General features: G+C 55.8%; 25 protein-coding genes, 1 tRNA gene and 2 rRNA genes. 12 read left to right on the top strand and 16 right to left on the bottom strand.

The window, feature by feature from the left end:
* The first annotated feature begins 15 nt into the window (after positions 1-15).
* From ABJ205_RS15220 to ABJ205_RS15190, 7 genes are all read left to right on the top strand, one after another.
* Positions 16-1,014, top strand: coding sequence for an NADPH:quinone oxidoreductase family protein (locus ABJ205_RS15220; RefSeq protein ID WP_348157620.1), 999 nt, complete (start codon positions 16-18; stop codon positions 1,012-1,014).
* 77 nt (positions 1,015-1,091) lie between these two features.
* Positions 1,092-1,415 (top strand): DUF1476 domain-containing protein, encoded by a 324-nt coding sequence (locus ABJ205_RS15215; protein ID WP_348157618.1) that lies wholly within the window; start codon positions 1,092-1,094, stop codon positions 1,413-1,415.
* A gap of 5 nt (positions 1,416-1,420) precedes the next feature.
* Positions 1,421-1,654 carry a BolA/IbaG family iron-sulfur metabolism protein gene (locus tag ABJ205_RS15210; RefSeq protein ID WP_348157616.1) on the top strand — a complete coding sequence of 78 codons (234 nt, stop codon included), beginning with the start codon at positions 1,421-1,423 and terminating at the stop codon, positions 1,652-1,654.
* A 39-nt stretch (positions 1,655-1,693) separates the two neighbouring features.
* On the top strand, positions 1,694-2,026 hold the full coding sequence (grxD, locus tag ABJ205_RS15205) for a Grx4 family monothiol glutaredoxin (RefSeq protein WP_348157614.1): 333 nt from the start codon (positions 1,694-1,696) through the stop codon (positions 2,024-2,026).
* Between the two features lie 333 nt (positions 2,027-2,359).
* Entirely contained in the window at positions 2,360-3,175 is an 816-nt protein-coding gene (locus ABJ205_RS15200) for an NUDIX domain-containing protein (protein WP_348510078.1), read from the top strand.
* Complete coding sequence (locus ABJ205_RS15195) at positions 3,153-4,022, top strand: phytanoyl-CoA dioxygenase family protein (protein WP_348157609.1); 870 nt, start codon at positions 3,153-3,155, stop codon at positions 4,020-4,022. Before ABJ205_RS15200 ends, ABJ205_RS15195 begins: the two co-directional genes overlap by 23 nt.
* A gap of 118 nt (positions 4,023-4,140) precedes the next feature.
* Positions 4,141-5,298, top strand: coding sequence for a glutathione S-transferase C-terminal domain-containing protein (locus ABJ205_RS15190; RefSeq protein ID WP_348157607.1), 1,158 nt, complete (start codon positions 4,141-4,143; stop codon positions 5,296-5,298).
* Between the two features lie 15 nt (positions 5,299-5,313).
* Here the strand turns inward: ABJ205_RS15190 and ABJ205_RS15185 are convergent, their stop codons facing one another.
* The 4 genes from ABJ205_RS15185 to ABJ205_RS15170 are packed head-to-tail and all read right to left on the bottom strand — an operon-like array spanning position 5,314 to position 8,685.
* A complete protein-coding gene (locus tag ABJ205_RS15185) occupies positions 5,314-5,619 on the bottom strand; it encodes an EF-hand domain-containing protein (protein WP_348312735.1) in 306 nt (101 codons plus the stop codon).
* 30 nt (positions 5,620-5,649) lie between these two features.
* Positions 5,650-6,735: a DUF2855 family protein gene (locus ABJ205_RS15180; RefSeq protein WP_348158152.1), complete on the bottom strand. Its 1,086-nt coding sequence runs from the start codon at positions 6,733-6,735 to the stop codon at positions 5,650-5,652.
* Position 6,736: 1 nt separating this feature from the next.
* Positions 6,737-7,681, bottom strand: coding sequence for a haloalkane dehalogenase (locus ABJ205_RS15175; RefSeq protein WP_348158150.1), 945 nt, complete (start codon positions 7,679-7,681; stop codon positions 6,737-6,739).
* Entirely contained in the window at positions 7,678-8,685 is a 1,008-nt protein-coding gene (locus tag ABJ205_RS15170) for an NADP-dependent oxidoreductase (protein ID WP_348158148.1), read from the bottom strand. Before ABJ205_RS15170 ends, ABJ205_RS15175 begins: the two co-directional genes overlap by 4 nt.
* A gap of 111 nt (positions 8,686-8,796) precedes the next feature.
* Here ABJ205_RS15170 and ABJ205_RS15165 point away from each other — a divergent pair, with 111 nt between their 5' ends.
* The 3 genes from ABJ205_RS15165 to ABJ205_RS15155 are packed head-to-tail and all read left to right on the top strand — an operon-like array spanning position 8,797 to position 11,335.
* Positions 8,797-9,867, top strand: a complete 1,071-nt coding sequence (locus ABJ205_RS15165) for an MBL fold metallo-hydrolase (protein WP_348158146.1) — start codon at positions 8,797-8,799, stop codon at positions 9,865-9,867.
* 14 nt (positions 9,868-9,881) lie between these two features.
* Positions 9,882-10,874, top strand: coding sequence for a glutathione S-transferase family protein (locus tag ABJ205_RS15160; RefSeq protein ID WP_348158143.1), 993 nt, complete (start codon positions 9,882-9,884; stop codon positions 10,872-10,874).
* The gene (locus ABJ205_RS15155; RefSeq protein WP_348158140.1) at positions 10,871-11,335 is read left to right on the top strand and encodes a hypothetical protein; all 465 of its coding nucleotides are present in this window, start codon (positions 10,871-10,873) and stop codon (positions 11,333-11,335) included. The genes ABJ205_RS15160 and ABJ205_RS15155 overlap by 4 nt, the downstream gene beginning before the upstream one ends.
* Before the next feature lie 15 nt (positions 11,336-11,350).
* Here the strand turns inward: ABJ205_RS15155 and ABJ205_RS15150 are convergent, their stop codons facing one another.
* From ABJ205_RS15150 to ABJ205_RS15120, 7 genes are all read right to left on the bottom strand, one after another.
* Positions 11,351-11,767, bottom strand: coding sequence for a DUF1330 domain-containing protein (locus ABJ205_RS15150; RefSeq protein ID WP_348158137.1), 417 nt, complete (start codon positions 11,765-11,767; stop codon positions 11,351-11,353).
* 193 nt (positions 11,768-11,960) lie between these two features.
* Positions 11,961-12,584: a TetR/AcrR family transcriptional regulator gene (locus ABJ205_RS15145; RefSeq protein WP_348158135.1), complete on the bottom strand. Its 624-nt coding sequence runs from the start codon at positions 12,582-12,584 to the stop codon at positions 11,961-11,963.
* A gap of 35 nt (positions 12,585-12,619) precedes the next feature.
* Positions 12,620-13,867, bottom strand: a complete 1,248-nt coding sequence (locus tag ABJ205_RS15140; protein ID WP_348158132.1) for a DsbA family protein — start codon at positions 13,865-13,867, stop codon at positions 12,620-12,622.
* A complete protein-coding gene (locus tag ABJ205_RS15135; RefSeq protein ID WP_348158130.1) occupies positions 13,851-14,486 on the bottom strand; it encodes a hypothetical protein in 636 nt (211 codons plus the stop codon). Before ABJ205_RS15135 ends, ABJ205_RS15140 begins: the two co-directional genes overlap by 17 nt.
* A gap of 9 nt (positions 14,487-14,495) precedes the next feature.
* The gene (locus ABJ205_RS15130) at positions 14,496-16,160 is read right to left on the bottom strand and encodes a sulfatase-like hydrolase/transferase (protein WP_348158127.1); all 1,665 of its coding nucleotides are present in this window, start codon (positions 16,158-16,160) and stop codon (positions 14,496-14,498) included.
* Positions 16,161-16,243: 83 nt separating this feature from the next.
* Positions 16,244-18,802, bottom strand: a complete 2,559-nt coding sequence (locus ABJ205_RS15125) for a TonB-dependent receptor (RefSeq protein ID WP_348158124.1) — start codon at positions 18,800-18,802, stop codon at positions 16,244-16,246.
* 82 nt (positions 18,803-18,884) lie between these two features.
* Positions 18,885-20,672: a long-chain-acyl-CoA synthetase gene (locus ABJ205_RS15120; RefSeq protein ID WP_348158121.1), complete on the bottom strand. Its 1,788-nt coding sequence runs from the start codon at positions 20,670-20,672 to the stop codon at positions 18,885-18,887.
* Positions 20,673-20,809: 137 nt separating this feature from the next.
* Here ABJ205_RS15120 and ABJ205_RS15115 point away from each other — a divergent pair, with 137 nt between their 5' ends.
* Together ABJ205_RS15115 and ABJ205_RS15110 are read left to right on the top strand one after the other, a co-directional pair.
* Positions 20,810-21,190, top strand: coding sequence for a hypothetical protein (locus ABJ205_RS15115; protein WP_348158119.1), 381 nt, complete (start codon positions 20,810-20,812; stop codon positions 21,188-21,190).
* A gap of 4 nt (positions 21,191-21,194) precedes the next feature.
* Positions 21,195-23,039 carry an arylsulfatase gene (locus ABJ205_RS15110; RefSeq protein ID WP_348158116.1) on the top strand — a complete coding sequence of 615 codons (1,845 nt, stop codon included), beginning with the start codon at positions 21,195-21,197 and terminating at the stop codon, positions 23,037-23,039.
* Between the two features lie 67 nt (positions 23,040-23,106).
* Here ABJ205_RS15110 and ABJ205_RS15105 read toward each other — a convergent pair whose 3' ends face one another.
* The 5 genes from ABJ205_RS15105 to ABJ205_RS15085 all read right to left on the bottom strand — a co-directional run.
* Positions 23,107-23,334: a hypothetical protein gene (locus ABJ205_RS15105; RefSeq protein ID WP_348158114.1), complete on the bottom strand. Its 228-nt coding sequence runs from the start codon at positions 23,332-23,334 to the stop codon at positions 23,107-23,109.
* On the bottom strand, positions 23,335-23,742 hold the full coding sequence (locus tag ABJ205_RS15100) for an alpha/beta fold hydrolase (RefSeq protein ID WP_348158112.1): 408 nt from the start codon (positions 23,740-23,742) through the stop codon (positions 23,335-23,337). It lies immediately after the preceding gene.
* Between the two features lie 189 nt (positions 23,743-23,931).
* Positions 23,932-24,008: transfer RNA gene (locus tag ABJ205_RS15095), tRNA-Met, on the bottom strand.
* Between the two features lie 116 nt (positions 24,009-24,124).
* Positions 24,125-24,239 (bottom strand): 5S ribosomal RNA (gene rrf, locus ABJ205_RS15090).
* A gap of 139 nt (positions 24,240-24,378) precedes the next feature.
* A 23S ribosomal RNA gene (locus tag ABJ205_RS15085) occupies positions 24,379-24,564 on the bottom strand; the annotation flags it as partial.

Genomic DNA, 24,564 nt, shown 5'->3' with positions numbered 1-24,564 from the left:
GGGAGAGAATACCAGATGAAAGCCATTCAGACCCATGAAGTGGGCGGCCCAGAGACGCTGAAGCTGGACGAAATTGATGCGCCGGTCCCAAGCAAAGGCGAAGTGCTCGTCGATGTGAAGGCTTGCGCGATCAACTATCCCGACACATTGATGATCCGCGATCTTTATCAGTTTAAGCCAGAGCGTCCCTATTCCCCCGGCGGCGAGATCGCTGGCGTTGTTGAGGCCGTTGGCGAAGGTGTCACGAGCTGCAAACCCGGCGACCGCGTGATCGGAATGCTGGGCAATGGGGGCCTTCGCGAAAAGGCAATCGTGCCCGATGGCCGCTTCTTCCCAATCCCTGACGGCGTACCGTTCGAAAAAGCGGCCTCGCTGCTGATGACATACGGCACCACGATCCACGGCTTTAAAGACCGCGGGTTTATCAAAGAAGGCGATGTGGTGCTGATCCTTGGCGCGGCTGGCGGGGTTGGCCTTTCAGCGGTTGAGCTTGCCAAGGCATATGGCGCCAAGGTTGTTGCGGCAGTGTCCTCCGAAGCGAAGGCGCAAGTTGCGCGCAATGCAGGCGCGGATGACGTGGTGATCTATCCCCGCGATGAAATGGATAAGGCCGCCTCTAAGGAGCTCGCCAATGCGTTTAAAGCGGCGTGTGGGCCGGGCGGCGCAAACATCGTCTATGACATCGTGGGTGGCCAATATTCAGAACCAGCGCTGCGTTCCATCGCGTGGGAGGGTAAATTCCTCGTGGTCGGTTTCCCAGCTGGTATCCCCAAACTTCCTCTCAACCTCACCCTGCTCAAATCTTGCGATGTGTGCGGCGTATTTTGGGGCGCGTTCACCGCGCGCGAGCCTGCGAAATTCGTCGAACAGGTGAATGAGCTTTTTGCTCTCATGAAGGAAGGCAAGATCGACCCGCTGGTCTCCGAAACCTTCCCGCTGGAACGCGCAGGCGATGCTATCGCGAAACTTGAGGCGCGCGAGGCCGTGGGCAAGGTCGTGGTGACGATGGACTAATTCGGGAGGAGCGCTTGCGGCACGCGGCGCTCCGACCTATCTGCGCCAAGAACATACTTTCCAAAGGGATCAGCCCAATGACCGATTTTAGTGACCGTCAACGCGCCGAAGAAGCCAAGTTTGCGATGGACGAAGAAACCGCCTTCAAAATCGCCGCACGCCGCAACCGCCTGCTTGGTGAATGGGCCGCTGGCGAAATGAAGCTGACGGAGGAAGAGACGGAAGCCTACAAAAAGGCCGTCGTTCAAGCCGACTTTGAAGAAGCGGGCGACGAAGACGTTATTCGCAAGCTTCTAGGCGATCTCACCGCTGCTGACACCGACGTCAGCGAGGCGGATATCCGCGCCAAGCTTGAAGAAATGGCGGTTGAGGCCAAGCGCCAGTTTATGAGCGGTAACTAAAGCTCATGCCCATGCCCGGCCATGAAATCGAGGCAGCGATCAAAGCTGCCCTTCCCGGCGCTATTGTCGAGCTGACCGATCTGGCCGGCGACGATGACCATTGGGCGGCGAAGGTCACTGCACCGCAATTTGCAGGCAAAAGCCGCGTCCAGCAACACAAGATGGTCTATGCCGCCTTCGGTGAGAAAATGGGCGGCGAACTCCATGCCTTGCAAGTGATCACTGTGGTCCCCAAATAGCTCGCATACAAACTCACAAGAATTTGAAGGTTTTTCGCAATGTCTGATGCTGACACCCGTATCGCTTCTGTTGTAGGTGAGAACGATGTGGTTCTCTTTATGAAGGGCACACCATTGTTCCCGCAATGCGGCTTCTCAAGCCGGGCCGTTGCCATCCTCGATCATTGTGCGGTGCAATATGAGAGTGTTGACGTCCTTCAAGACATGGAAATTCGTCAGGGCATCAAAACCTATTCGGAATGGCCCACCATCCCGCAGCTTTATGTCAAAGGCGAGTTCGTCGGCGGAAGCGACATCATGATGGAAATGTTCGAAGCTGGTGAGCTTCAACAGATGATGGACGACAGCAAAGTCGCCAAAATCGAAGGGTAACGCTTTCCTCATTTAACGAGGAAGCGCTCGCGGATGCGAGTGCATAAAGCAGGCCTACAATTAAAAAGCCGCCTCGCACCGGGTAAATGCGAAACGGCTTTTTTAAGATGGGGAGGCATCACCCAGAGACCAGGAAGGGCTTGCCTCAATTCGAAGACCACATTCTTCATCGTAACATATGCATCCACCGTGCCAAAAACGCGTTTTCTTGGATTTCTGCGGCATGCAATGGTTACCCAGCAATTAACGTAAAATGAGCTGTAAAGTTTTTCGACAAGTGCTCGCTTGCTCCGATTGCCGGATCATTGCTGCCCGGCTCTTGGCAAGACCGCGATGAGCCTGCATCATCCGCAAACAATGACCAGCGAATCCACAGCAAGCGAAGCCATTCCGGCAGCCACCATCATAATCTATCGGGATTGTCCTCAAGGCGGTGAACCTCAGGTGCTTATGACCGTGCGTTCACGCAATATGACATTTGCAAGCGGCATGGCTGTGTTTCCTGGCGGCCGAGTGGATGACGCCGATTTTGAGCTCGCTAAGCAAGTCCCTCCATCAATGCGAGGTGACCTTACCCTTGATGAGGTCGGACACCAGATCGCCGCAGTGCGCGAAACGCTTGAAGAAACCGGACTTGCTTTAGGGTTAAAGGGCGAAATTGACGCTGACAAAGCTGTTGCCTCCCGGACAATGCTCCATGAAACGAAAACTCTCGCCCCAGTTCTAAAGGCATTCGATTGGGCCTTGGACCTTGATCAGATCGTACCTTTCGCTCGCTGGTATCCCAAGAATGAAAAACTTTCGCGCGTGTATGACACGCGGTTCTACCTTGCCAATCTGGGCACGGGTGATGTGGAAGTTTCCACCGATCAAGCGGAGAACACACGCCTGTTCTGGGTTAGCGCAAAGGGAGCGCTTGAGATGGCCGAGCAAGGTGAGATCAAACTGATTTTTCCAACTCGGCGAAACCTTGAACGGCTTGCCCTGTTTGCCAGCTTCGCAGAAGCCCGCGCCCAAGCCGAGGCGATCCCTGTCAAAACGATTGTCCCGCAAATCGACACCTCTGGTGCAAAGCCGATGCTCACAATCATGCAAGATGCGGGGTATCCGGTGACCGCTGAACTGCTTGAAACAGTGGCCCGCGGGTAAGACCCCCTTGATCACGCAGCGCGACATCGAGGATTTCGGTCAGCAGGGCTATGTTGTGCTTGAAAATTTCAAGCCGCGAGAAGAACTCGAAGGGCTGCGTGCGGCAGCGGCAAAGATCATCGATGAATTCGACGCAGAAGGGCAAAGATCGATCTTCACTACCAAGGAAGAAACCCGCCCGCGCGACGATTATTTCCTAACATCCGGCGACAAAATTCGGTGCTTTTTTGAAGAAGAGGCCTTTGACGCGAACGGTCAGCTTGCGCAGGAAAAAGCCCTCTCGATCAATAAGATCGGTCATGCGATGCACGACCTTGATCCGGTGTTTGAGCAATTCTCACGTGATCCCAAGTGCGGCGAACTGGCGCGTGCATTGGGACTGCAAGACCCGCAAATTTGGCAGTCGATGTATATCTTCAAGCAACCGCGCATTGGCGGCGAAGTGCATTGGCATCAAGACGCAACCTTCTTTTATACTACGCCGATTTCTGTGCTCACTTTCTGGTTTGCGATCGACGATGCGAGCGTAGAAAATGGCTGTCTTTGGGTGAGTAAGGATGGCATCGACACCCCTTTGCGGCAACGGTTTTGCCTAAGGGATGGCGCGACGGAAATGGACGATCTGTCTAATGCCCCATGGCCCAACGATAACTGCGCTCTCCCGCTTGAGGTGAAGGCAGGCACATTGGTCCTCTTTCATGGGCTCTTGCCGCATTACAGCCCGCCCAATCGTTCAGACAGGCCGAGACACGCCTACACGCTGCACGTGACGGACGGGGCATGCGAGTATTCCGATCTAAACTGGATCCAACGCGGTCCTGAACTTCGCGTAAGAGGCTTTGCATAAATAAGTGGTTTGGAGGTTCCATTGCCCCCGGTTGGCCGGAGGAACCCACGCATTGCCGCTCACACATATATGCACTATTAGTGCCATAATATATGCGCTTGAATGTGAAAGGTAGCAATTGACATATACTCTCTTTGGAATGGCCGGATCGCTCTATACGGCTAGGGCCCGCTCCTACATGCGGATGAACGCCGTTCCCTTTGCCGAAGTGAAGGCCGGCAGTGAGGAATTTACGGGCGAGATCGTCCCGCAAATCGGTCGTTGGATCATCCCGGTGATCAAAACACCTGAAGGCGCGATCATTCAGGATGGCGCGGACATAATCGACCATCTTGATGCCGCTGGTTTTAGCAAGAGCCCGATTTATCCCGCTGATCCAAAGCTGCTGGCCGTTGCGCACCTGTTCGAACTGTTCGGTTCCCACGGCCTGCTGCGTCCGGCGATGCATTACCGCTGGAATTTCGACGAAGTGAACCTGCCTTTTTTGCGGGAAACCTTCCGCGACGTGCTCCCATCAGGCCTGCCGAAAGACGCCGAGGACGCAGCCTTCCTCCACGCCAGCGGCCGTATGAGGCAGGCTGCTGTGGTTTTCGGAGTAAAGCCTGACACCTACACACTAATCGAGGAAAGCTATGCTCAGTTCCTGTCGCTGATGGAGCAACATTTGCGCGAGCATCCCTTCATCCTTGGGGGCCACGCAACCATCGCCGATTATGGTTTAATCGGCGCGATGTATGCGCACCTTGGCCGCGACCCAGCGCCTCTCCATTTGATGCAAGTCAGCGCGCCCAATGTGTTTCGTTGGGTTGAGCGGATGAATATGGCGGAAACCTTTTTCGATGCAGCCACGGCAGGCTCTGATGGCAAACTGTTCGATAGCGCAAACCCGCCCGAAAGCCTGCTGCAAGTCATGCGCTTCATTTCAGACGATTATCTCCCTGAAATCACCGCGCATGTGGCACGCGCCAACAGCTGGCTGGAACGTCATCCAGAGGTCGAAACAGGGGCTCAAACACACAATAAATCGATGAAGAGCGGCATGGGATTGACCCCATTTGAATGGAGAGGCACACAAATCGAAACGGTTGTCGCCCCCTATCGTTTCTACCTGCTGCAACGACTGCAAGATGCCTTTGATCGCCAGTCAGATGAGGACCAAAGCGCAACCCTCACCGTTTTCGAAAGCACGGGGCTCGAAAGCCTATTCAACCTGCGCACCGATCGCAGGATCGAACGACAAGACAATCAAGAGATATGGGGCGAGCGGCAGTCATAAGCGAGGGTCATCAATCTACTGTTGCCGCGCAGCGAGAAGTTCCGCTCGTGTAATCTCGCCATCCTTGTCGGCATCCAACCGTGCAAAGGCTCGATCATACGCTCCAAAGCGGCGGACCATTGATGCGCGGCCGATGTCATCTTCGGCATTGGCATTGATGAACGCTTTGAACTCGCGTGGGTTTAACTTGCGATCATCATTCTTGTCAGCTTGCTGGAAATTCTCGCGGGCACGCTGCTGCGTTTCTTCGCTGGTTTGCGCGGCGCACGGCGCTGCAAGCATTGCTGACGCAAGTGCAAGGGCAATCAATAGTGGCTTCATGGCTGTAATCCTTCGTTTGAATAGGCAGGCTTAGATCGAGATCATGATCCCGCGCGAAGGTGACACTTTGTTGTCGAGCATATCACGCCAAATGGCTTCGACCTCTTTTGCGCCCGAAAACTTCTCAACCGCAAGCTGTCCAGATACTGAATTGGCTATCGCTGCGCCCGCTTCAGAACCGCGCCGCCACATCTCACCTTGTCCCCATTCCCCATCACGCTTGGCGATATGGCCGGGGGCAAAAAAGAAGGTGGGCGCAGCGCCAGGCAGCTCTTTGTCCCGGCGGCGGTCGGAATCCCAATGGGTTCCTCCCACAATGCAGCTTTCAACCATGTTTTCCTCCAGCATATGATGCAGCCTAGTGGTAAGCGGTCCATCGCCCGACATATCAACCCATGCGGTGGTGAGCTCTGCATCAATTTCGCTTTCCTCGCCATAGGTCACGATTTGATCACAGCAGCCAAGGCTCTCAACAAACTCCACATTGCGCGGCGACGTAAGCCCGATGACCTTCTGGCCCACCTTGGGATCATTCTTAAGGAGGTGTGCAAGACCAAACCCAGTCTTTGAGGACACCGATCCGATGACAACTTGCTGCGCATTGAAGAACGCATTGTCGATCAGATAGTCGTAGAGACCAAAGGAGGTGATGAAGAGCGGGAAAAGAAGGCAGCGTTCGTCTTCCAAGGATTTCAGGAAGTCTGGCTCGCCCTGAGTGCGAAGGTATTGGTTGTAGAGCGCGGGTAGCTCGGCCCGGTGAGGGCCCGCATCTATGAAGAAGCCATCTGCCACCTGCCCCGGCTCAAGAACGACTTCGCTGGCCATGGGGAAAAAGCCGTAAAGGCGCTCTCCCACGGCAATGTCACCGCTGCGCGATTCCACCACATCGCCCATGGCCCAGCCAGGCACTTTGCCCCAAGCCCCCTCGGCCGGGAAGTACTTCCAATAGCCGATAAAATCGCCCGAAACGGCGTAGCTGACATTGTTCGCCGTCAGTCCCATTTTGTCGATGGCAACGCGGACTTGCCCCTCTTCAAGAGGCTGCTGATCCAACTCGACGATCTTGGTCTCGCGAAGGTTTTGCCGGTCAACCCAAATTTCCGTTCGTTTAGTCATATCAGCTCTCTTCGATCGAATTGAGGAAAGTTATCACCGCTTGGCCGTATTCTTCGGGAACATCCTCAAGCAGAAAATGCGATCCGCCTTTAAGGATGATCGGTTCATAATTGCGGGTTCCAGCAATGGCTGGGCGAACACTGACATAGCCCTTGGGGGCAATGATATCCTTGTCCGAAAACAGATTTAGGAACGGCTTTTCGAAGCCTTTGAGCTTCTGGAGCGCGTGCCAGTTTTCGGTCAATATCGGATTGTCGTTTCGCGTTGGAAGCATCTGGGTGAATTGCCGATTGCCAACTAGGTACTTCTTGTGCGGGTATGGCGCGGCAAAACCCGCAACATCCGCATCGGGCATTTGCGATCGCACTATTTTGCGCACCATCTTCCAATGCTTCCAGTTCTTGCGCAGCCGGATGTAGAGCTGGAACCGGCGCATCAGTCCCGCTCCCTTGCGCGCCATATGCCTTATCGGCTCCTCAGGATCGCGGGATGGAAAACCGGTGTTCGACATGATGATGCTGGATACACGGTTTTGATAGTCGGCAATCGCGCGAAGACCGATAATCCCGCCCCAATCGTGCAAGATGAAATGCGCATCCCTAAGGCCCAGCTTTTCAAACAGCGCTTCTTTCACCCACGTTTCGTGGCGCGCTATGGTGTAATCACACATTTCACTTGGCTTATCCGAACGCCCCATCCCGATGAGGTCTATGGCTATCGCGCGGTATCCGGCATTGCTCAGAACTGGGATCAGCTTTCGCCACATATAGGACCACGTCGGATTGCCATGGATCATCACAACCGGCTGCCCATCGCGCGGTCCCTCATCGACATAGCCCATGCGGAGCTTACCGCCCTCTTGGTCGGAAACATCGACGTAGTTCGCCGCAAAGGGGAAATCTGCAAGACTTTCGAAACACGCGTCCGGTGTGCGCAAAAGGTTCATTTTTCTCCGCCCACTTTCAAAAGCAGTTTGCCGTGGTTTTCACCTCGGAAGATCATGTCATAAGCGTCGGGGAATTTCTCGATGCCTTCCACGACATGTTCGCGCATTTTTAGCCGTCCCTCTCTCCAAGCAGGTACGAGCCATTCGAGCGCCTCGGGAATGCGGTGCATGTAGTCGCGCATGGTAAAGCCGCGAATGGACAGACTGTGAGTGACAACCGCCATGAAATTGGCCGGACCCTGCGCGCCTGCAAAATCGGCATATTGCGAAATTGCACCGCACACGACGATCCGGCCCTGATGTTTCATCAAGCCCAACACCGCCTCAAGCGTCTCCCCGCCGACATTGTCGAAATAGAGATCGATCTCATCGGGACATGCCTTTTTGAGCGCATCACCCACATTGCAATTCTTGTAGTCAATCGCGTGACCGAGACCCAGTTCGCTTTGCAAATACGCACATTTCTCTGGCCCGCCTGCGATACCAATCACCCGCGCACCTGCCGCGTTGGCAATTTGTGCAGCGATAGAGCCCACCGCCCCTGATGCAGCCGAGACAACGACGGTTTCGCGCGGCTTTGGTTGGCCGATATCGCTCATGCCGAAAAAGCCGGTGTAGCCGGTCATACCAAACCCGCTGAGGAACTTTGCAGGGGGAGCAAGCGAGGCATCGATCCGGCGCAGATTTTCACCGTGAAAAACACCGTGTGTCTGAACGCCGGTAAAGCCCGTGACCCAGTCACCGGGCGAGAATCGTTCTGACTTGCTTTCGACAACCTCCCCAACGCCAAAGGCACGCATCACCCCGCCAGGCTTCACCGGAGGCATGTAACTGCGTTTGTTGGTGATCCAGCCGCTCATTCCGGGATCAATGGAGATCGTATCGAGCGCCAACGCCACCTCGCCATCGCCCAGCGCCCGCAGCGGATCACGGGTCAGCTGCCAAACATCTCGCGCTGGGCCGGTGCCGGGATATTCCCGCATCCGGATCTGAACTGCTTCCATCTTTGCCCCCTATATTGACACTTATAGTGCCATAATGCATGAGTGACACACGCTTGGCAATTGCTTTTCGGCACACAAAGTGTCAGTTCTTGTCGGGCTGGGAGAGAAAATTTGGGTAGGAAATTCGCAATCGGGCTGGCGGTGTTCGCCGTGTTGGGTGTCGCCGGCGCAGTGCTCTTCCAAAAGCCGATAGGGGCGTGGGTTTTTGGGCGCGCAGTGGAGGCCAATGCCAGCCGTGACACAGCGGCACAGCTTGATGATGGCTTGCACATCGGCCTTTGCGGAACAGGCTCCCCCATGCCCAATATTGACCGCGCAGGCCCGTGCAATATTGTCATTGCAGGCAAGCAAATGTTCATCGTTGATGTCGGCGAAGGCGGTGCGCGTAATATCTCCCTTATGGGTGTGAATGCGGGTGATGCGGACGCCTTATTGCTAACCCATTTTCATTCCGACCATCTCGATGGAATGGGCCCTTTGATGCTCAACCACTGGATCCGAGGCTCCAATGCCGCGCCGCTCCCTGTCTATGGCCCTGTGGGAGTTGAGGCGATTGTCTATGGGTTCAATGCCGCCTACGCGACGGACGACACCTATCGCACCGCCCATCACGGCGAAGAGGTCGCGCCTTCCGCTGGAGGGGGCGCAGAGGCGCGGCCATTTGAGATGGAAGGCGACAGCTCCGTCATCCTTGAATCAAGCGGTCTGACAATTACCGCGTTCCGCGTTGCCCATGAGCCGATTGACCCTTCGGTTGGATATAGGTTCGACTATGCGGGCCGCTCAGTTTGCATAAGCGGCGATACAATCCGCTCCCCCAATCTCGAACGCGTTTGCACAGGCGCCGATGTGATCGTCCACGAGGCTTTGCAAACGGCCATGGTCACACAAATGCAAGAGACTCTTGAAGCGCAGGGCAATGCAAACACAGCCAAGGTCATGTTCGACATAAAAGATTATCACACCTCGCCCGAGGACGCGGCGAAGAGTGCGCAAGTTGCAGGCACAAAGATGCTTGTGCTTTCTCACCTCGTGCCGCCGCTGCCCTCGAGCTTTCTGTATCCTGCGTTTTTGGGCGATGCCGAAGACCATTTTGACGGGCCGATTGTGGTGGGAGAGGACGGGATGTTCTTCTCCCTTCCCGCAAATGGCGACACAATCGAACAATCACAACTGATGTGAAGGACGGGCACAAAATGTACACGATCCACGGAGCTTTGGGCTCACCATACTCGATGAAAATGCGCAGTCTAATGCGCTATCGCAGGATCTCTCATGCGTGGTCCTCTGGCGCATATGTTCAGCAATTGGCCGCGGAAAAGTCGCTCCCGCCGGTCATTCCCGTCATCGAATATCCCGATGGCAGTTTCCGCAATGATTCAACCCCAGTGCTCTACGATCTGGAGGCGCGCCATCCAAAGCGCAGCATCGTGCCTACCGATCCTGCTAAAGCCTTTATCGCGCATATCCTTGAAGATTTCGCCGATGAATGGGTGACAAAGGCGATGTTTGGCTATCGCTGGTTGGAAGAGGTCGATCAGGTGCAAATGAGCCGCTGGCTATCATTTGACGCGATGAAAGGCGGCAGCGTGGAGGCAAGCCAGGGCATGGCTAAGACGTTCCGCGAACGCCAAGTCGGGCGCATGGCCATCGTGGGCTGCACGGCCGCAAACTTCCCGTTGATTGAGGATTCCACACGGCGCATTTTGCAAGCGCTTGAGGACCATGTTGTGAGCGAACATTGGCTGTTCGGGACGCAGCCCTCCTTGGCCGAGTTCAGCCTTTATGGGCAGCTTTCACAGCTTGGTGTTGATCCCACCGCGCAGGCCATGATGCGCGCCGATTTCCCTTACGCTTTTCGCTGGCTCCTCCATATAGACGATGCATCGGGGATCGAAGGCGAATGGGACGAAGCAGACGCGCCATTAAAGCCTGTGGTTTTGAGCCTGCTCGCCGAAGTGGGACGTGTTTATGTGCCCTTCCTTCTCGCCAATGAGGCCGCCATGCAGGCTGGTGAAGAAACCTTCCAGATCGAAGTTGACGGCATGCCTTACGAACAAGGCACCTTCAAATATCAGCTCAAATGCCTTGCTGACCTTCGCGGGCGATATGATGCGCTGGAACATACGGTCCGCCTTGCTGTCGACCCGATTTTGGACGCCGCTGGTCTAAGGGAGCTGTTCCAATGAAGCACATTATCGAACGTCTCTTCCCGGCTCAGTTCGACAACAATTATCGAGGGAACAAAATCGCCCTTTGGCTATTCTATCCGCTGACCGCCCTGACACTATGGCGCAGTCAGCACCACATCACGGCGCCAGATGGAGGCGCGCAAAGCATCGCCACCATTCCGCTCGACACCTACACACAAGGCGGCGCGCAGGGCATCATCACGATCTTTGCCTTGTGGGGTCTCGCTCAACTGGCAATGGGGCTGGTCATGCTCCTTGCCGCTGTCCGCTATAAATCGATGGTGCCGCTTTTGTGGCTATCCATTTTCCTGGAATATGGCGGGCGCAAGCTGGTCGGCATTTACAAGCCGCTTGAAACCGTCGGCACCGCGCCGGGTGCAACAGCCGCCACGGTCTTGCCAATTGTCGCTGGGGTGATGCTGGTCTTGGCGCTTTGGCCGGAGAAGAAGGCGGCTTAAGCGTTGGCTCTCAGATTAACCCAGAGCACGCGCTTTGGTTTTGATGTTGAGTTGCCCCGCAAGACCTGCCGAACGGTGCACTGCAATTTTCTGGTATTCGGGCGAGGTCATCATGGTCCGGAATGCCTCGAGCGAGGGATATTCGACCAGCGCAACCATGTCCCAATTTTCCTCAACCTCGCCCAAGAGCAGTCCCGTCACCTGACCTGCAAAGCCCGGTGTCCCTCCGACATCGGCAATGCATTTCCCGACCGCGGCGCCGTAGATGGCATAGGCCTCAGCACCGCTCAAATCGGTCTCGCGATTATCGGCATATTCCGCCTTGGTTTTAAACTTGAGCAGGTTGACCATCACGAATGGGCCATCCTCTCCAGACCCAAAGAACTCATTCATCTGCTCTTGCGATGGTATTGTCTGGTTTACGACCTGCATGCGCCCACTCCATATTATAGCACTATTGGTGTCATTGTATGGAGTGGGCGGTTTTGTCTAGTTTGAAAGTAATCTAATTTGACGGAGACTGGCGCTGCTTATCAACCAGCCGGAACCCGGCGACAGTGACCTCTCGCGGCGGCCCTTCCTCGCGGTACTTGAGCTTTTCACCCATGGTGAAAGCGCTGCACGATCAGTCGTCCAAGCGCGCGATAACGTCTCCGGCCATTTGCTTGACTGCCTCGACCGTTTCGCCCGCCGACAAATGCTCATCTTCTCTCAGCATGCGCCATGTGTCGAAGCTCATTGCCACGAGGATCGTCCGGCCCAAAGGTGTGTCTGTGTGCAATTGGCTAGGCAGGATGGAGTTCAACCTGGCTTTCTCCGTATCGTGCAGCCGTTGAAAGTTCTCTTTCAGAAACTTCGAACGCCGCCGCATAGCCGTGGTGGAAATCCGATAGGGAGCCGTTGCTTCGTTCACTTCGCAGCGGCGCTCAATCATCTCTTTCAGACGATCTTGCCAACCATCAGAGCTGTATGGCGCTTCAATAACGGGCCGATAGGCCTTCATCAGGATCGAATCCAATTCGCGATAGATCGCGTCTTTATCCTCGAAGTGACGAAAAAGGGAGCGTAGGCCGACACCAGCTTTCTTCGCTACATTGGCAGTGCTGGGATCCGGATCACCAGCCTCTATCAGGTCCATAATCGCCCGAATGATCTTCGAACGGCTCGCCTGGCTGCGGGCGCGGCGACCATCGCTTGAGGGCGCCTCGGCCTTTAACGCATCAACTATTGCAATATTGGACTGGCTCATGCCTTCCCCTATCTGTACGGGCCACTCAGTGGCACTCATTGTGCCACAATTCCAGCGCTTTTGCCGCGCCTTCGTATCTCCGCAGCGACGAGCCACAAGCGATCCTGGCCCCAGACGCACAGATCTTCGTGCGCCTCGCTGCCCCGCAAGCGATAGCTCGGCACCCCCCAAAGGCCCAGCTCTTCGCTCATCTCGATTTGGTGCCGCGCTGTCTCGTCCTTCCAGCCTTCGCTGCCAAGATGCCGTTTGGCTTCTCTCCAATTGAGACCTGCTTGTTCGACCGCCTGCTTGAGCCCGGACTTGCGGTGAAGCGCAATGCCTTTGCGGAATGCCAGATCCAGAGCTGCCGACAGCAGATGCGTATCGCGCCCTTGCTCTCGCGCCCAAGGGAGCAGCGAATAGATTTGCCGAGTGGGTTCCCCAATAGGTGTCATCACTGGACCGAAGCCCACACCAAGATACTCTGCCTCTCGCTTGGTATCGAACATGATATACATGCCCTTTGCACGCGTCGCCGGAACGCCGCGCATGATCATCGGCAAAACGGGCTTGTGATTGAGCGTAATGCCGCATTCGCGCGCCACCGCGATCGTTCTGTCATAGATGATCGATGTGTAGGGCGAATTGAGCGAAGGGTAGAAATCGAGCGTCAGGCCCGAGGCGTCTACGCAGCTCACATCAATGTCCGGACGCGGGCAGATAAAGGGCAGTGATGGATCGCGACAAAGGCCAAGATCGCGCAGGCGCTGTTCAAGGTAGAACAAACGATCAACGCCCCAATACCATTCGCCGCCATAGTAGAACATGGCACCTGAATAGTGGCCCAGTTCCGCCAACCTCGCACTGCCCGCATCGAGAATTTCAGGACTTGGTTCAGCGGGAGGAGAGGGCAATTCAGATGGCCGAATTAGCCCATAGTATGGCGCGATCAGCTCCGCATCGCGGCTAGCCCATGTGCCGAGCTTTTGCAGCTCCGGTTGGTTCTTGCCGCCGCTCGCCCGCACCTCATGGCGCACAAGTTCAACATCATAACGCTCAGCAAAACGGTCCAACACCTGCTCAGCCAAGCGCGAATAGGGATCATCATGCTGGTGGAAGTAATCGACAACGTGAGACGCATCGTCCTTTACCCGCTGGCCTTCCGCTTTGGCGCGGGCCTTTGCGCGTTTCTCTGGCACAATCACCCGGTCAAACATCCGCCGCATAAGGTGCCGCAAGACGGCAGGTGGATCGGTCATCATCCGCCCGTTGGGATTATTCTCCGGTTCAGGTAGTAGCGGCATGTGCCCTCCGCGCTTGAATTGAGCCGATCACAGCCACACCCGCAATTGCGATCAATGCCAATACCATCCCCACCATAAGCCGAACCTGCACAAAGGTGATCGTCGGGCGTGTGATGAACACTTCTGTATGCGCAAGCGAGGTGGTCTTGAAGGCATTGCCTTCGAGCATTTTCTCATCGGCAATCATATCGAGAAGGTCGCGCAAACTCCGATATCGAACAACCGCCACTCTATCGACCTCTCCGCCATATTTGCCAAGCATCAGACCTACGCGTTCGCTGACGAACACAGGATGGCCGCCTCGTTCAAGTAGGAGCGGCATCACGATAGCGGCATAATCCGCCTCTACCTCAAGCGCCGCCGGGCCCTCAGCACGCGTCTCCAAATTGACGGCGTAGAATTCCTTGCCGTCATCATGGGGCAGCATGTCGCGCAGGTTCCGGCTCATGCTTCCTTCGGGTGTGTCCTCCAGCTTGACGCCGTGAACCCGCTCAACCTCGGCCAACATCGCCAATCCCTCTTCTTCAGAAAGCGGATCGCCATTGCCCCCGTACCAGATCCAAAAGCCGGCATAGATCAGTCCGAGGCCGACGAGCCAAATCCATTTCGCACGGTTCATGAATTCCCCCTAATTTGGCCAGTAAATGAGCTCATCGCCCTCTTCGTACTCTTCGGCGAGCGATTTATCGACCATTGCCGGCATCAAGGTCGTGGATGGATAGAGCAATTTGCGGTCCTTGTGATGTGCATTGAGCAAACCAAGAAGGCGCTCAGCCATCTGAGGTTCTTGATCCACCAGATTGACTTGCTCGGTCGGGTCATCGGCCAAGTTGAAAAGCCAGCTCTTGCCTTGGTGTTGATCGATCTGGAACTTCCAATCGCCTGCGCGCACCGCCCAATAGGAGCCGCTTTGCCAATAGATTGCATCATCAGCGCGCTCAATCGGGCCGCTGCCGGTGGCAACAGGCAAGAGGTCAACCCCGTCAATTGCACGATCAGGCAGCTGCGCTCCCGTCATTGAGGCAATTGTGCGGAAGATATCGATATGCGTGACCGGCTGCTCGACCGTATGCCCTGCTGGAATGCCAGCGGGCCAGCGCATCATGTAAGGCACCCGAACGCCGCCTTCGAACAGTGTGAGTTTCCACCCGCGATAGGGCGCATTGACTTCGGGCAGGCCGATGTAACCCGCTCCGCCATTGTCGCTTGAGAAGATCACGACGGTGTTGTCCGCAATCCCCTCTTCCTCAAGCTTATCGAGAATTTGCCCAACGCTGCGGTCAAGCGCGCGGATCATGGCAGCATAAACCCGCAGGCGATGGGGCTTGATATTGCCAACAGCTTCGTAATCCGCCTTGGTCGCCTGCAACGGAGTATGCGGCGCCCAGTGACCGACATACATGAAGAACGGCCGGTTCTTATTCGCCTCGATCGCTTCGAGCGATTCTTGTGTCCACCAATCGGTAAGGTAACCGCCGGGTGCAAAGGGTTCAGACCGATTGAATGTGCCTGCAAACCGCTGCGATGCCCAAAGGAAGCGGTCAATGGGATCGAAATCGACCTTTGCATTCACAACATTCGGATCATCTTCTGGCAGATACAGCCCCTCACTCATTGTCAGGGTTTCATCAAACCCTTGTCCAAGCGGATCGAGCTCGGGGCTAACCCCCATATGCCATTTGCCGATATGAATGCTGTGATAGCCCGCTGGCTTCAGCATTTCGGCCAGGGTTATCTCTTCAGATGGGAGGCCTTGGCTCTCATATTCCGGGCGCTGTGCGTCCTTGTCGGGGTCATAGTTGCCGGACGGAAGATCAGGCCTGATATCGCCCGAAACCATATTGACGACACGCCCCATTCCAGCGGGCGTTGGCGTAAACTCGTAACCCGTGCTGGTCGCATAGCGGCCCGTCATCAGCATGGCGCGTGAAGGCGCGCAGGTCGCGTTCCCGGCATAGCCATTGGTGAAGTTCACGCCCTCTGCCGCGATACGATCAATGTTTGGCGTTGGCACAAGACCGTCTGCGACGCCCCCGCCAAAGGCCGAGATGTCGTTGATCCCGAGGTCATCGGCGAGGATCAGAATGACGTTAGGCGGGCGCTCCTCAATGGGCCGCTCAGCCTGCGCTGGCCCTTGCTCCCAATTGATATCGGGCGTTTGGGCCGCAATGTCCGGCAGGTCGCGGTTCTTGACTCCCCAAAGGATGAGATCGGTCCTGAACGTATAGGCGAGCGCTCCCAGTGCCACCACCAGTACCAGCACGCCGCCAACGACCTTTTGCCATCTTTTCATCGATTTACCTTAGTTTTCGAAAACGAAGAAGGGGCAGCCTCCATGCGGCCGCCCCTTCCCTTTTGATCGGACTGGAGAGAAGGTCAAAATTCACCCCTAAGGGTAACTCCATACATGCGCGGTTCCTGCGAGATGAAAGCAGATCTTGAACCGCTGCGTAGTGCCGTGTTGAAGGTAACACCGCGTGCGGTTTGATCGGTCAGATTGGTCGCCCAAGCTTCAATCGCCCAGCCGCTTTCCGCCTGCCTAAGACCAAAGCGCAGGTTAACCGTGGTCAGCCCGTCCTGCACATCAAACGGGAGAAGCGGTGTTTGACCAAGGGCAGCGGCGCTTGCAGGCGTTGCGCGCCCTTGCGTTGATGTCCGGCTGTCGCTGACCGTGCGCACTTGGCCGTTCACGAAGAAATCGAGCGAATCTGAGACCGCCATCTCGTAATTCGCACCCACAATCGCCACGATGTCAGGCGCATTCGTAAGGGAGAAACCGCACAGGTTTTGCACCGAAAGCGCATCGGCCGCACCCGCGCAATCGGACGGATAACGCGCATCGGTATAAGCCAGCGACGTGTTGATCGTGAAACCGTCGGTTGGACGAAGAACCGCCTCTAACTCAAAGCCAGTGCTTTTCGCTTTCGGTACGTTAAAGCTCTGAAACTGCGTCCCGGTAAACTCGAGCACCTGAAAATTACTGAAATCTTCATAGAAGAAAGCAAGGTTGGCGGTGATGTCCCCGTCAAGGAAACGTCCCTTCAAACCAACTTCATAGGCATCGACTTCTTCTGAAGCGAATGTCGGATCGGACGCATTCACACCCGCCGTTGCGTCAAGGTTGATGCCGCCCGACTTATAGCCATGTGTGTAGCTGGCATAGACGTTCACGGTATCAAACTCATACCCAAGCTTGGCAGTGTAGATCAGTTCGTCATCTTCGAAGTTGGCCGTGAAGGTTTGCGGCAATGGCAAAGCCACCGACTGCGGCAAGTTTGCCGGCGCAGTCAGAGGGAAACAGCCAAGACCAATGACCGGGCCGACCAATGCCGGAGGGATCGCCCCCGCTGCCGCGCGCGCCGCGAGCGACGTACAGACCGGATTGGTGTTGGATGGCTGCGCAAAGAAACCGTCTTTGCTTTCATCGGAATATCTTAGACCAAGAGTCAGATCGAGGCGGTCCGTCACTGAAAACACATTGTGCGTGAAGACAGAGAAACTCTCAGCCGACTGCCCAAACTGATTGTTTGAAATGGTGTCAGCCGGATCGAAGCCCCCAGACAACGCGCGTAAAGGACTGGCGCCAAACATGCCGCCCGTTGGACCGAACAATGTGGCCCCGACCAGCGCATCAAAGTCCTGACCCAGAGACAATATGGCGTCACTCAAAATGTCTTCATCTGAATAGAACGCACCGACAAGCCAATCGACACGGCCACCAAAGGCATCGCCTTGCAAGCGCAATTCATGTGTCATGGTATCGATCGTCGTGTTGTTGCCCACGACATTGAACACGTCGATGGCAGAAAAGTCGGAATCGAACGCCTCGTTCGCATCATACTCGCGGTATGACCCGACATAGATCAGATCGACATTGCCGCTAATCGGCACTTCAATCTCGCCAGTGATGCCCCAGTTTTCAACGTCCGCCGAAGGCGTGCGGTTCAAGGACACAATCCGGTTGCCCAGCGCTTCGCGCGCGGCCGTGTTGTCAGTGGCACTGGTTGCGACCATTGGCGATGCCATTCCGCCACGCGGCCCCAAGCCAACCAGGGTGAACAGTCCTGCGGCCTCAATCGGAGACTGCAAGAGCTCAATCGCCCCGCAGCAAGAGCTGGTGTCTTTCGAAAAATCGGCGATCAAGCGGCCTTCGATGCCGCTGTCCGTTGCAAAGCCGATTTGGCCGCGCACCAAATAACGGTCAACATCATTGGTCTCGCCAATCTCCGCCCCGCTTGCATCAACGGCAGTGATGAAACCTTCACGTTCGCGGTAAGCACCGGTGAGGCGAAGGGCGAGCGCATCCTCAACCACAGGAACATTGACCGCGCCTTGCAGGCTGAATTGGTCGAAATTGCCATAACTTGCGTTCACAAAGCCGCCAAATTCACCAAGGTCGGGACGGCGGTTGATGACATTGAGCGCGCCAGCAGAGGTGTTGCGACCAAACAGCGTCCCTTGCGGGCCGCGAAGGACCTCGACACGCTCCACATCGACAAATTCCGACAAAGCCACGCCGGGGCGCGACTGGTAAGCACCATCGATAAAAACACCAACGGCGCTCTCGAACCCGATATTGTTAGACGTCGTGCCAACGCCGCGAATACGCAGCACTACGCCATTGGAGGCGGCCTGCGCGCGCGATACGTTAAAGCTTGGCGCGACGCTGCCGAGGTCGGTTACATCGTCAACCGCTTGAGCCTCCAATTGAGCGGGGCCCACTGCGGTTACAGCGATAGGAATATCCTGCACATCCTGAGCGCGGCGTGTTGCCGTCACGATGATCACAGATGTGTCCGCTTCTAGCGCTTGACCATCATCTGCCGCTTGGTCCTGCGCCATCGCTGGCGAAGCGGCGAGGCCCCAACCCAGCGCGATCATCATTGCATATTTCGATCCACCGCGACCAAGCGCGCTCGGCTGAATACGTGCCACAAACTCTCTCCCATGTATCAGCATCTATCGTGCCATATTGTATTGGCATATATAGTGTCGATTTGAGAGTCAATGCGTAGCTCTAGAGGCGATAGTCTCCGTTTGCGATGCGCGCGTGCATGGCGTCATCCAGAGCGGCGAATTCGTTTGCCCCGGGTTCCAAAAACCAAATCGGGTCATCCGTGTGCTTAGGATCGAAGCCCTGCTTGACCAATTCGACCTTGCGAAACTTGAAGGTGCCGGTGGTGTCCGCTTCGGGCTGAATGCGCAGAAACAAGGGGACGGCATAGGCGGGCAACCCTGCTCGCAGATGATCGGAAAAGCCGCGCATCGAGAAGTCACTTCCCACCGTCAGCGCCGCCATTCCGGCTTTGCCCTCAAACCCCGATACTTCGACGCCGTAGACATTCGCCAATTCAACACCGGGGTATTTTGAAATCACATCTGCCACTTCATTGGTGGCGACATTTTCTCCCTTCCAACGGTAGGTGTCGCCGATCCGGTCGACGAAATAGAGATAATTGTCGGCGTCTCGGCGGATCAGGTCGCCGGTGCGGAACCATTTGTCACCTTGCTCGAAGACATCGGTCAGGATTTTGGCCTGCGTCGCCTTTTTGTCATGATACCCGCTGAACGACTGGCGCCCAACATCGGTGATCTTGCCCAAGACTTCGCCCGGCTCGTCCACATCTGCCCTGATGCAAAAACCGTCAGCTCCCCGAATGGGGCGTTCCTCAACGACATCAAACTTGACCAGCTCCATGCCGATCTTTGAGCCCATCCAAGCCGGCATTTGACCAATCGCCCCAATCGTCCCGTCGAGGTTGAGGAAGGTCACATTCCCTTCAGTTGAACCATACAGTTCGCGCATTGTTGGCACATGAAACCGCTCAACAAAGGGCCGCCAAACCTCACCGCGAAGGCCATTGCCGAACCCAGCGCGCAGAACGTGGCTGTTTTGTTTGGGATGGTCTGGTGCGCTGAGGAGATAGCGGCAAAGCTCACCGATATAGACGAACAAGGACGCGTCATTGTCCGCCACGTCATCCCAGAACTCAGAGGCCGAAAACTTGCGCCTCAAGATGATTGTGGCCCCCACGCTTAGAGCGCCGACCAATCCCAATCCGCCACCCGTAATGTGATAAAGCGGAAGGGTGATGTATATCCGATCGTTCGAACTGATTTGAACCAACCCATCAGCGGTCCTGCCGGTCCCTCTGATCTTCATATTTGTGATCTTTGCCGCTTTGGGCAGGCCAGTGGTCCCAGATGTGTAGATGAACAAGGCAGTGTCTTTGCCCTTCAGATTCTGTCTTACACTCTGGTCAGGGCGGGTTGATCTTTGTCCTTTGAGCGCAAGTGAGAGATCTTGACCCTGCTCACCATCAAGGTCCCAAAACGCAAGGCTGCTCTCCAAAGTGGGAATACATGCCTTCACGCGCTCTGCCTGAAGGCCGCCAGCGATCACAGCTTTTGCATCCACAATGCCGATGCAATGCGCCAGACCTTCGCCTTCAAGGTTGGTGTTGATGAGAGCGGTGGCAACACCAACTTTCGCCAGGCCAAACCAGATCGCTGCAAAATCAGGGCAGTTTTCCAAGTCCAGAGCGACAACATCACCGGCCTTCAATTCCTGAGACACAGCCCAATTCGCCACGCGATTGGCTCGCTCTTCAAACTGCCGATAGGTCATTTCCTCGCCTTCGAAGACGAAGGCCACCTTGCCCGGATGGGCGTCAATCACATCCTCAAAATCATCGGCAACGGTTCTAGCATCGTCTGGCTGGAGATCGCTGAACAGACGCAGCACGCGCAAAAGGCGCACACCGAACTTCGCATCGCGCCAAACTGCCCTCAATGGGTTTGCCATTCGATCTTCTCCCCACGGGTCTCTAGCCAGTCTCAGATTGACCCAGCCATTATTATGACACTATTACTGCCATCATATATGCGCATGAGCAACCGCACAGGTGATGATGCAGGACATTACATTCAGGGAGAGTGGCATTGATCAATCGGATAATCAAAGTCTTAGTATTGCTGCCAGCGGTGCTTTTCGTCTTCACTGGCGTGCGCTGGCTAGTAACACCCGGCGATGTCGCTGCAACTCTTGGTCTGGATTTGGGCGAAGGCCTTGGGCGATCTTCACTGATCGGAGACATGTCAGGCTTCTTCCTGACTGTGGGCAGCTGCATGTTGATCGCTTTGATCACGCAGCGGCGTACCTGGTATTACCCCCCGATCATGCTCCTAGGGATTACCGCTTTGGGCCGGACCATCGCTTGGCTCATCCATGATGCCGCCTTAGCCGTTCCCCAGATCATGGTTGAGCTGGTCGTGGCGGGTATCTTGCTGGCCGCCTCGCGCCGCCTCCCGCAGGAGCGGTGAGCCAATGATGCGGCCTGCTATCCATCGGATCTTCGGCATGGGCATCTTGTGCGCAGGCATCATAGCCGCAGGACTTCTTGGCAGCTCTTCACCAGTGGACGCCCAAGGCGCACCTTTAAGGCAAGTTTCGGCAAACCCCGTCCGTCCCAATATCGTCTTCATTCTCGCTGACGACCTCGGCTACTCCGATCTGGCTCCATACGGAAGCGAGATAAGCACTCCCAATCTCAGCGTGCTGGCCGATCAGGGTTTGGTCTTCACAAATTATCATACCGGACCCAACTGCGCGCCTTCCAGAGCGATGCTCCTGACAGGGGTGGACAGTCATCTGGCTGGCGTCCCCAACATCCCTGAAATGATTGCCCCTGAGCAGCGCGCTCATCCCAATTACCAAGGTGTGCTTGGCGATGATGTAGTGACCGTGGCGACCTTGCTCGAGGACGCAGGTTACAACACTTACATGGCAGGCAAGTGGCACTTGGGCATGGAGCCGAACAAGCTGCCTAGCCGCCGCGGGTTTAAGCGGACCGTTGCCATGATGGATTCAGGCGCGGACAATTGGGAACAGCGGCCCTACCTGCCCATATACGACCAAGCCAACTGGTTCGCAGATGGTGAGCGATACACACTTCCCGACGATTTCTACTCCTCGCGTTTTCTAGTCGATAGCATGATTGACTTTATCGATAGCGGTTCGAGCGAAGGGGAGCCCTTTTTCGCATACCTTCCTTTCATGGCCGTGCACACGCCCGTGCAGGCTCCGCAGGAATTCATCGACCGCTACATGGGCGTCTACGACACGGGCTGGGACGATCTACGCGAGCAACGTCTGGAGCGCGCAGCGGCCATCGGAATTGTGCCAGCGGACACGCCAATGGTGCGTATGGAAACAACCGACGACTGGGACACGCTGAGCGACGAGGAAAGGCGTTACCAAGCCAAACGCATGGCGGTTTATGCCGGCATGATCGAGGCGATGGATTTCCATATCGGCCGCCTGATCGATCACCTCAAGCAGACCGGACAATACGCCAACACGATCTTCATCGTCACCTCGGACAATGGCAGTGAGGCCAGTGGGCCTACTGACCCGCGGGGTTTCCCCAAAAGGCTGGGCCCGGCAAATCTTGGCTATAATCTGGATTATGAGACTCTGGGGCTGAAAGGGAGCTTCAGCACAATCGGTCCCAGCTTCGCTAGTGCATCCGCAAGCCCTTTAGCCTATTACAAGTTTTACGCTGGCGAAGGAGGAATGCGCGTCCCCCTCATTATTGCGGGCGAACCAGTTGATCCTAAGCAGCGACTGACGAACGCGTTCGCCTGGGCGACTGATGTCACTCCGACCATTCTATCGCTGACCGGGGTATCGCAGCCAGCAGAGCGCTATGCCGGGCGCCCTGTTCAACCCATCACCGGACGTAACTTAACGCCCTTGATTTCCGGGGTCTCTGACCGAGCCTACGGTCCTGATGACTGGATCGGCTATGAATTGACTGACCACGGTGTGCTCTTCCAAGCCGACTACAAATTGGTCGTGAACCAACCACCGGTAGGGGATGGCCAATGGCGCTTGTTCAACATCGTCAAAGACCCCGGCGAGACCAAGGACCTGGCTGCATCAGAGCCGCAGCGCTTTCAGAGAATGCTCGGCCACTATGAACAATACCGCCGGGACAACAAGGTGGCACCTGTGCCCGAGGGCTACAGCCAGATGCGACAAATAGTCCTCAACGCGCTGCTGCAAAGCCGGAAAAATGTCATCGCCTTCTTGCTGACACTCCTGGTGCTCGTGCCATTCTATGTCGCTTACAAGAGCACCAGAGCGACAAGAACTTTGCCATCCGATTAGCACCTAGTTGGCCGCGCCGTCTGAGCCCAAAAATTCCAGCAGCAGCGCGTTTACCCGATCAGGCGCGTCATTTTGCAACCAGTGGCTCGAGCCGCTGGGCGAACATGCGCATATTGGCGCGGTAATAATTGTTCCCGGCTGTTAGGTAACGCGTCTGCGAAAGCCTAGCGATGGCCCGGTCAACTTCCTGCTGACTTCGGTACATGCGCCTGACCATGCGCCAACCTGGCCCGCGCCTCAGCCATTCCCTCAACCTGCGATATTGGAACAAGAAGATGTAGTAGCTCTTGAGCATCTACATCGTGCCCCCTGCGCCAAGGGGCGCGGGATGGCCGACGGCCAGCGCAGCGAAGCGTTCGAACCGTTCGGGACGAGCAATCACCAGACGCCAGGCAATCATTGCGCCCCAATCGTGTGCGACCAAAGACACTCTCTCCAACTCAAAATGATCGAGAACCGAGATTATGCCATCGAGGAGAAACTTGAGGCGATAATCGGAAACTCCGGCTGGAATCGTGGATTGCCCACAGCCCCGCGTGTCTGGCGTGATTACACGGTAAACTTCGACAGCCAGCGCAGAGAGCTGATTTTCCCGAACCTCGCCGTCATCCGGAAAGCCATGTAGAAGCAACACTGGTGGACCAGCGCAAGCAGCAAAGACGGCGAGCTCGATATCACCTAACGTGACGCGATGTTCTTTCATGAATAGGATTGACCTCTTGTGGCCGCAATAGTGACCGAAGCAAGGACAGCCAGCTAGGACCCGCACTAGGTCTTGGCACTCTCACTATCATTGGTGCCTCGATCGTATCATTAGCGGTCTGCGTCCAAACGAAAAAAAGCCCCACTGGTGACAGTGAGGCTGATTAATCATGGGTTTTCAATATGATGCTGGTTGCGGGAGTTGGATTTGAACCAACGACCTTCAGGTTATGAGCCTGACGAGCTACCGGACTGCTCCATCCCGCGCTACCTAGCTTAGGCGTCTGGGACTCAGTCCATAGAGACGCCAAAAGGGCTTAACCCGGAGGAAAGCCCTTTGACAAGTGAATGGGTTATTTCCCGCGCAATTCACAAGCTACAATGCCTGGCGGCGACCTACTCTTCCATGCCTTAAGACATAGTACCATCGGCGCTAACTGGTTTCACGGCCGAGTTCGAGATGGGATCGGGTGGGTCACAGTCGCTAGGACCACCAAGCAATGAAGCTTGTGAATTATGCGGGTTTTAAATCGATGATCACTTCAAGAGAAGTGTCGTAATTGAGGCGTCTGGCTAGAGGTTTCTCCACCGCAAGACGGGTCTGCGTAAGCAGGCCTGTCATTGACAGTGCGAATTCTCAAGCACGAATAAATCATTAGTACCAGTTAGCTACACGCATTACTGCGCTTCCACACCTGGCCTATCAACGTCATGGTCTCTGACGGATCTAAAATACCTTATCTTAAGGGAGGCTTCCCGCTTAGATGCTTTCAGCGGTTATCCCGTCCATACATAGCTACTCTGCGGCACTCCTGGCGGAATG

It is taken from the genome of Erythrobacter sp. (assembly GCF_039988855.1).
GTDB lineage: Bacteria > Pseudomonadota > Alphaproteobacteria > Sphingomonadales > Sphingomonadaceae > Erythrobacter.
The sequence above is the reverse complement of the archived record's forward strand: the minus strand, read 5'-3'. Positions and strand labels throughout refer to the sequence as shown.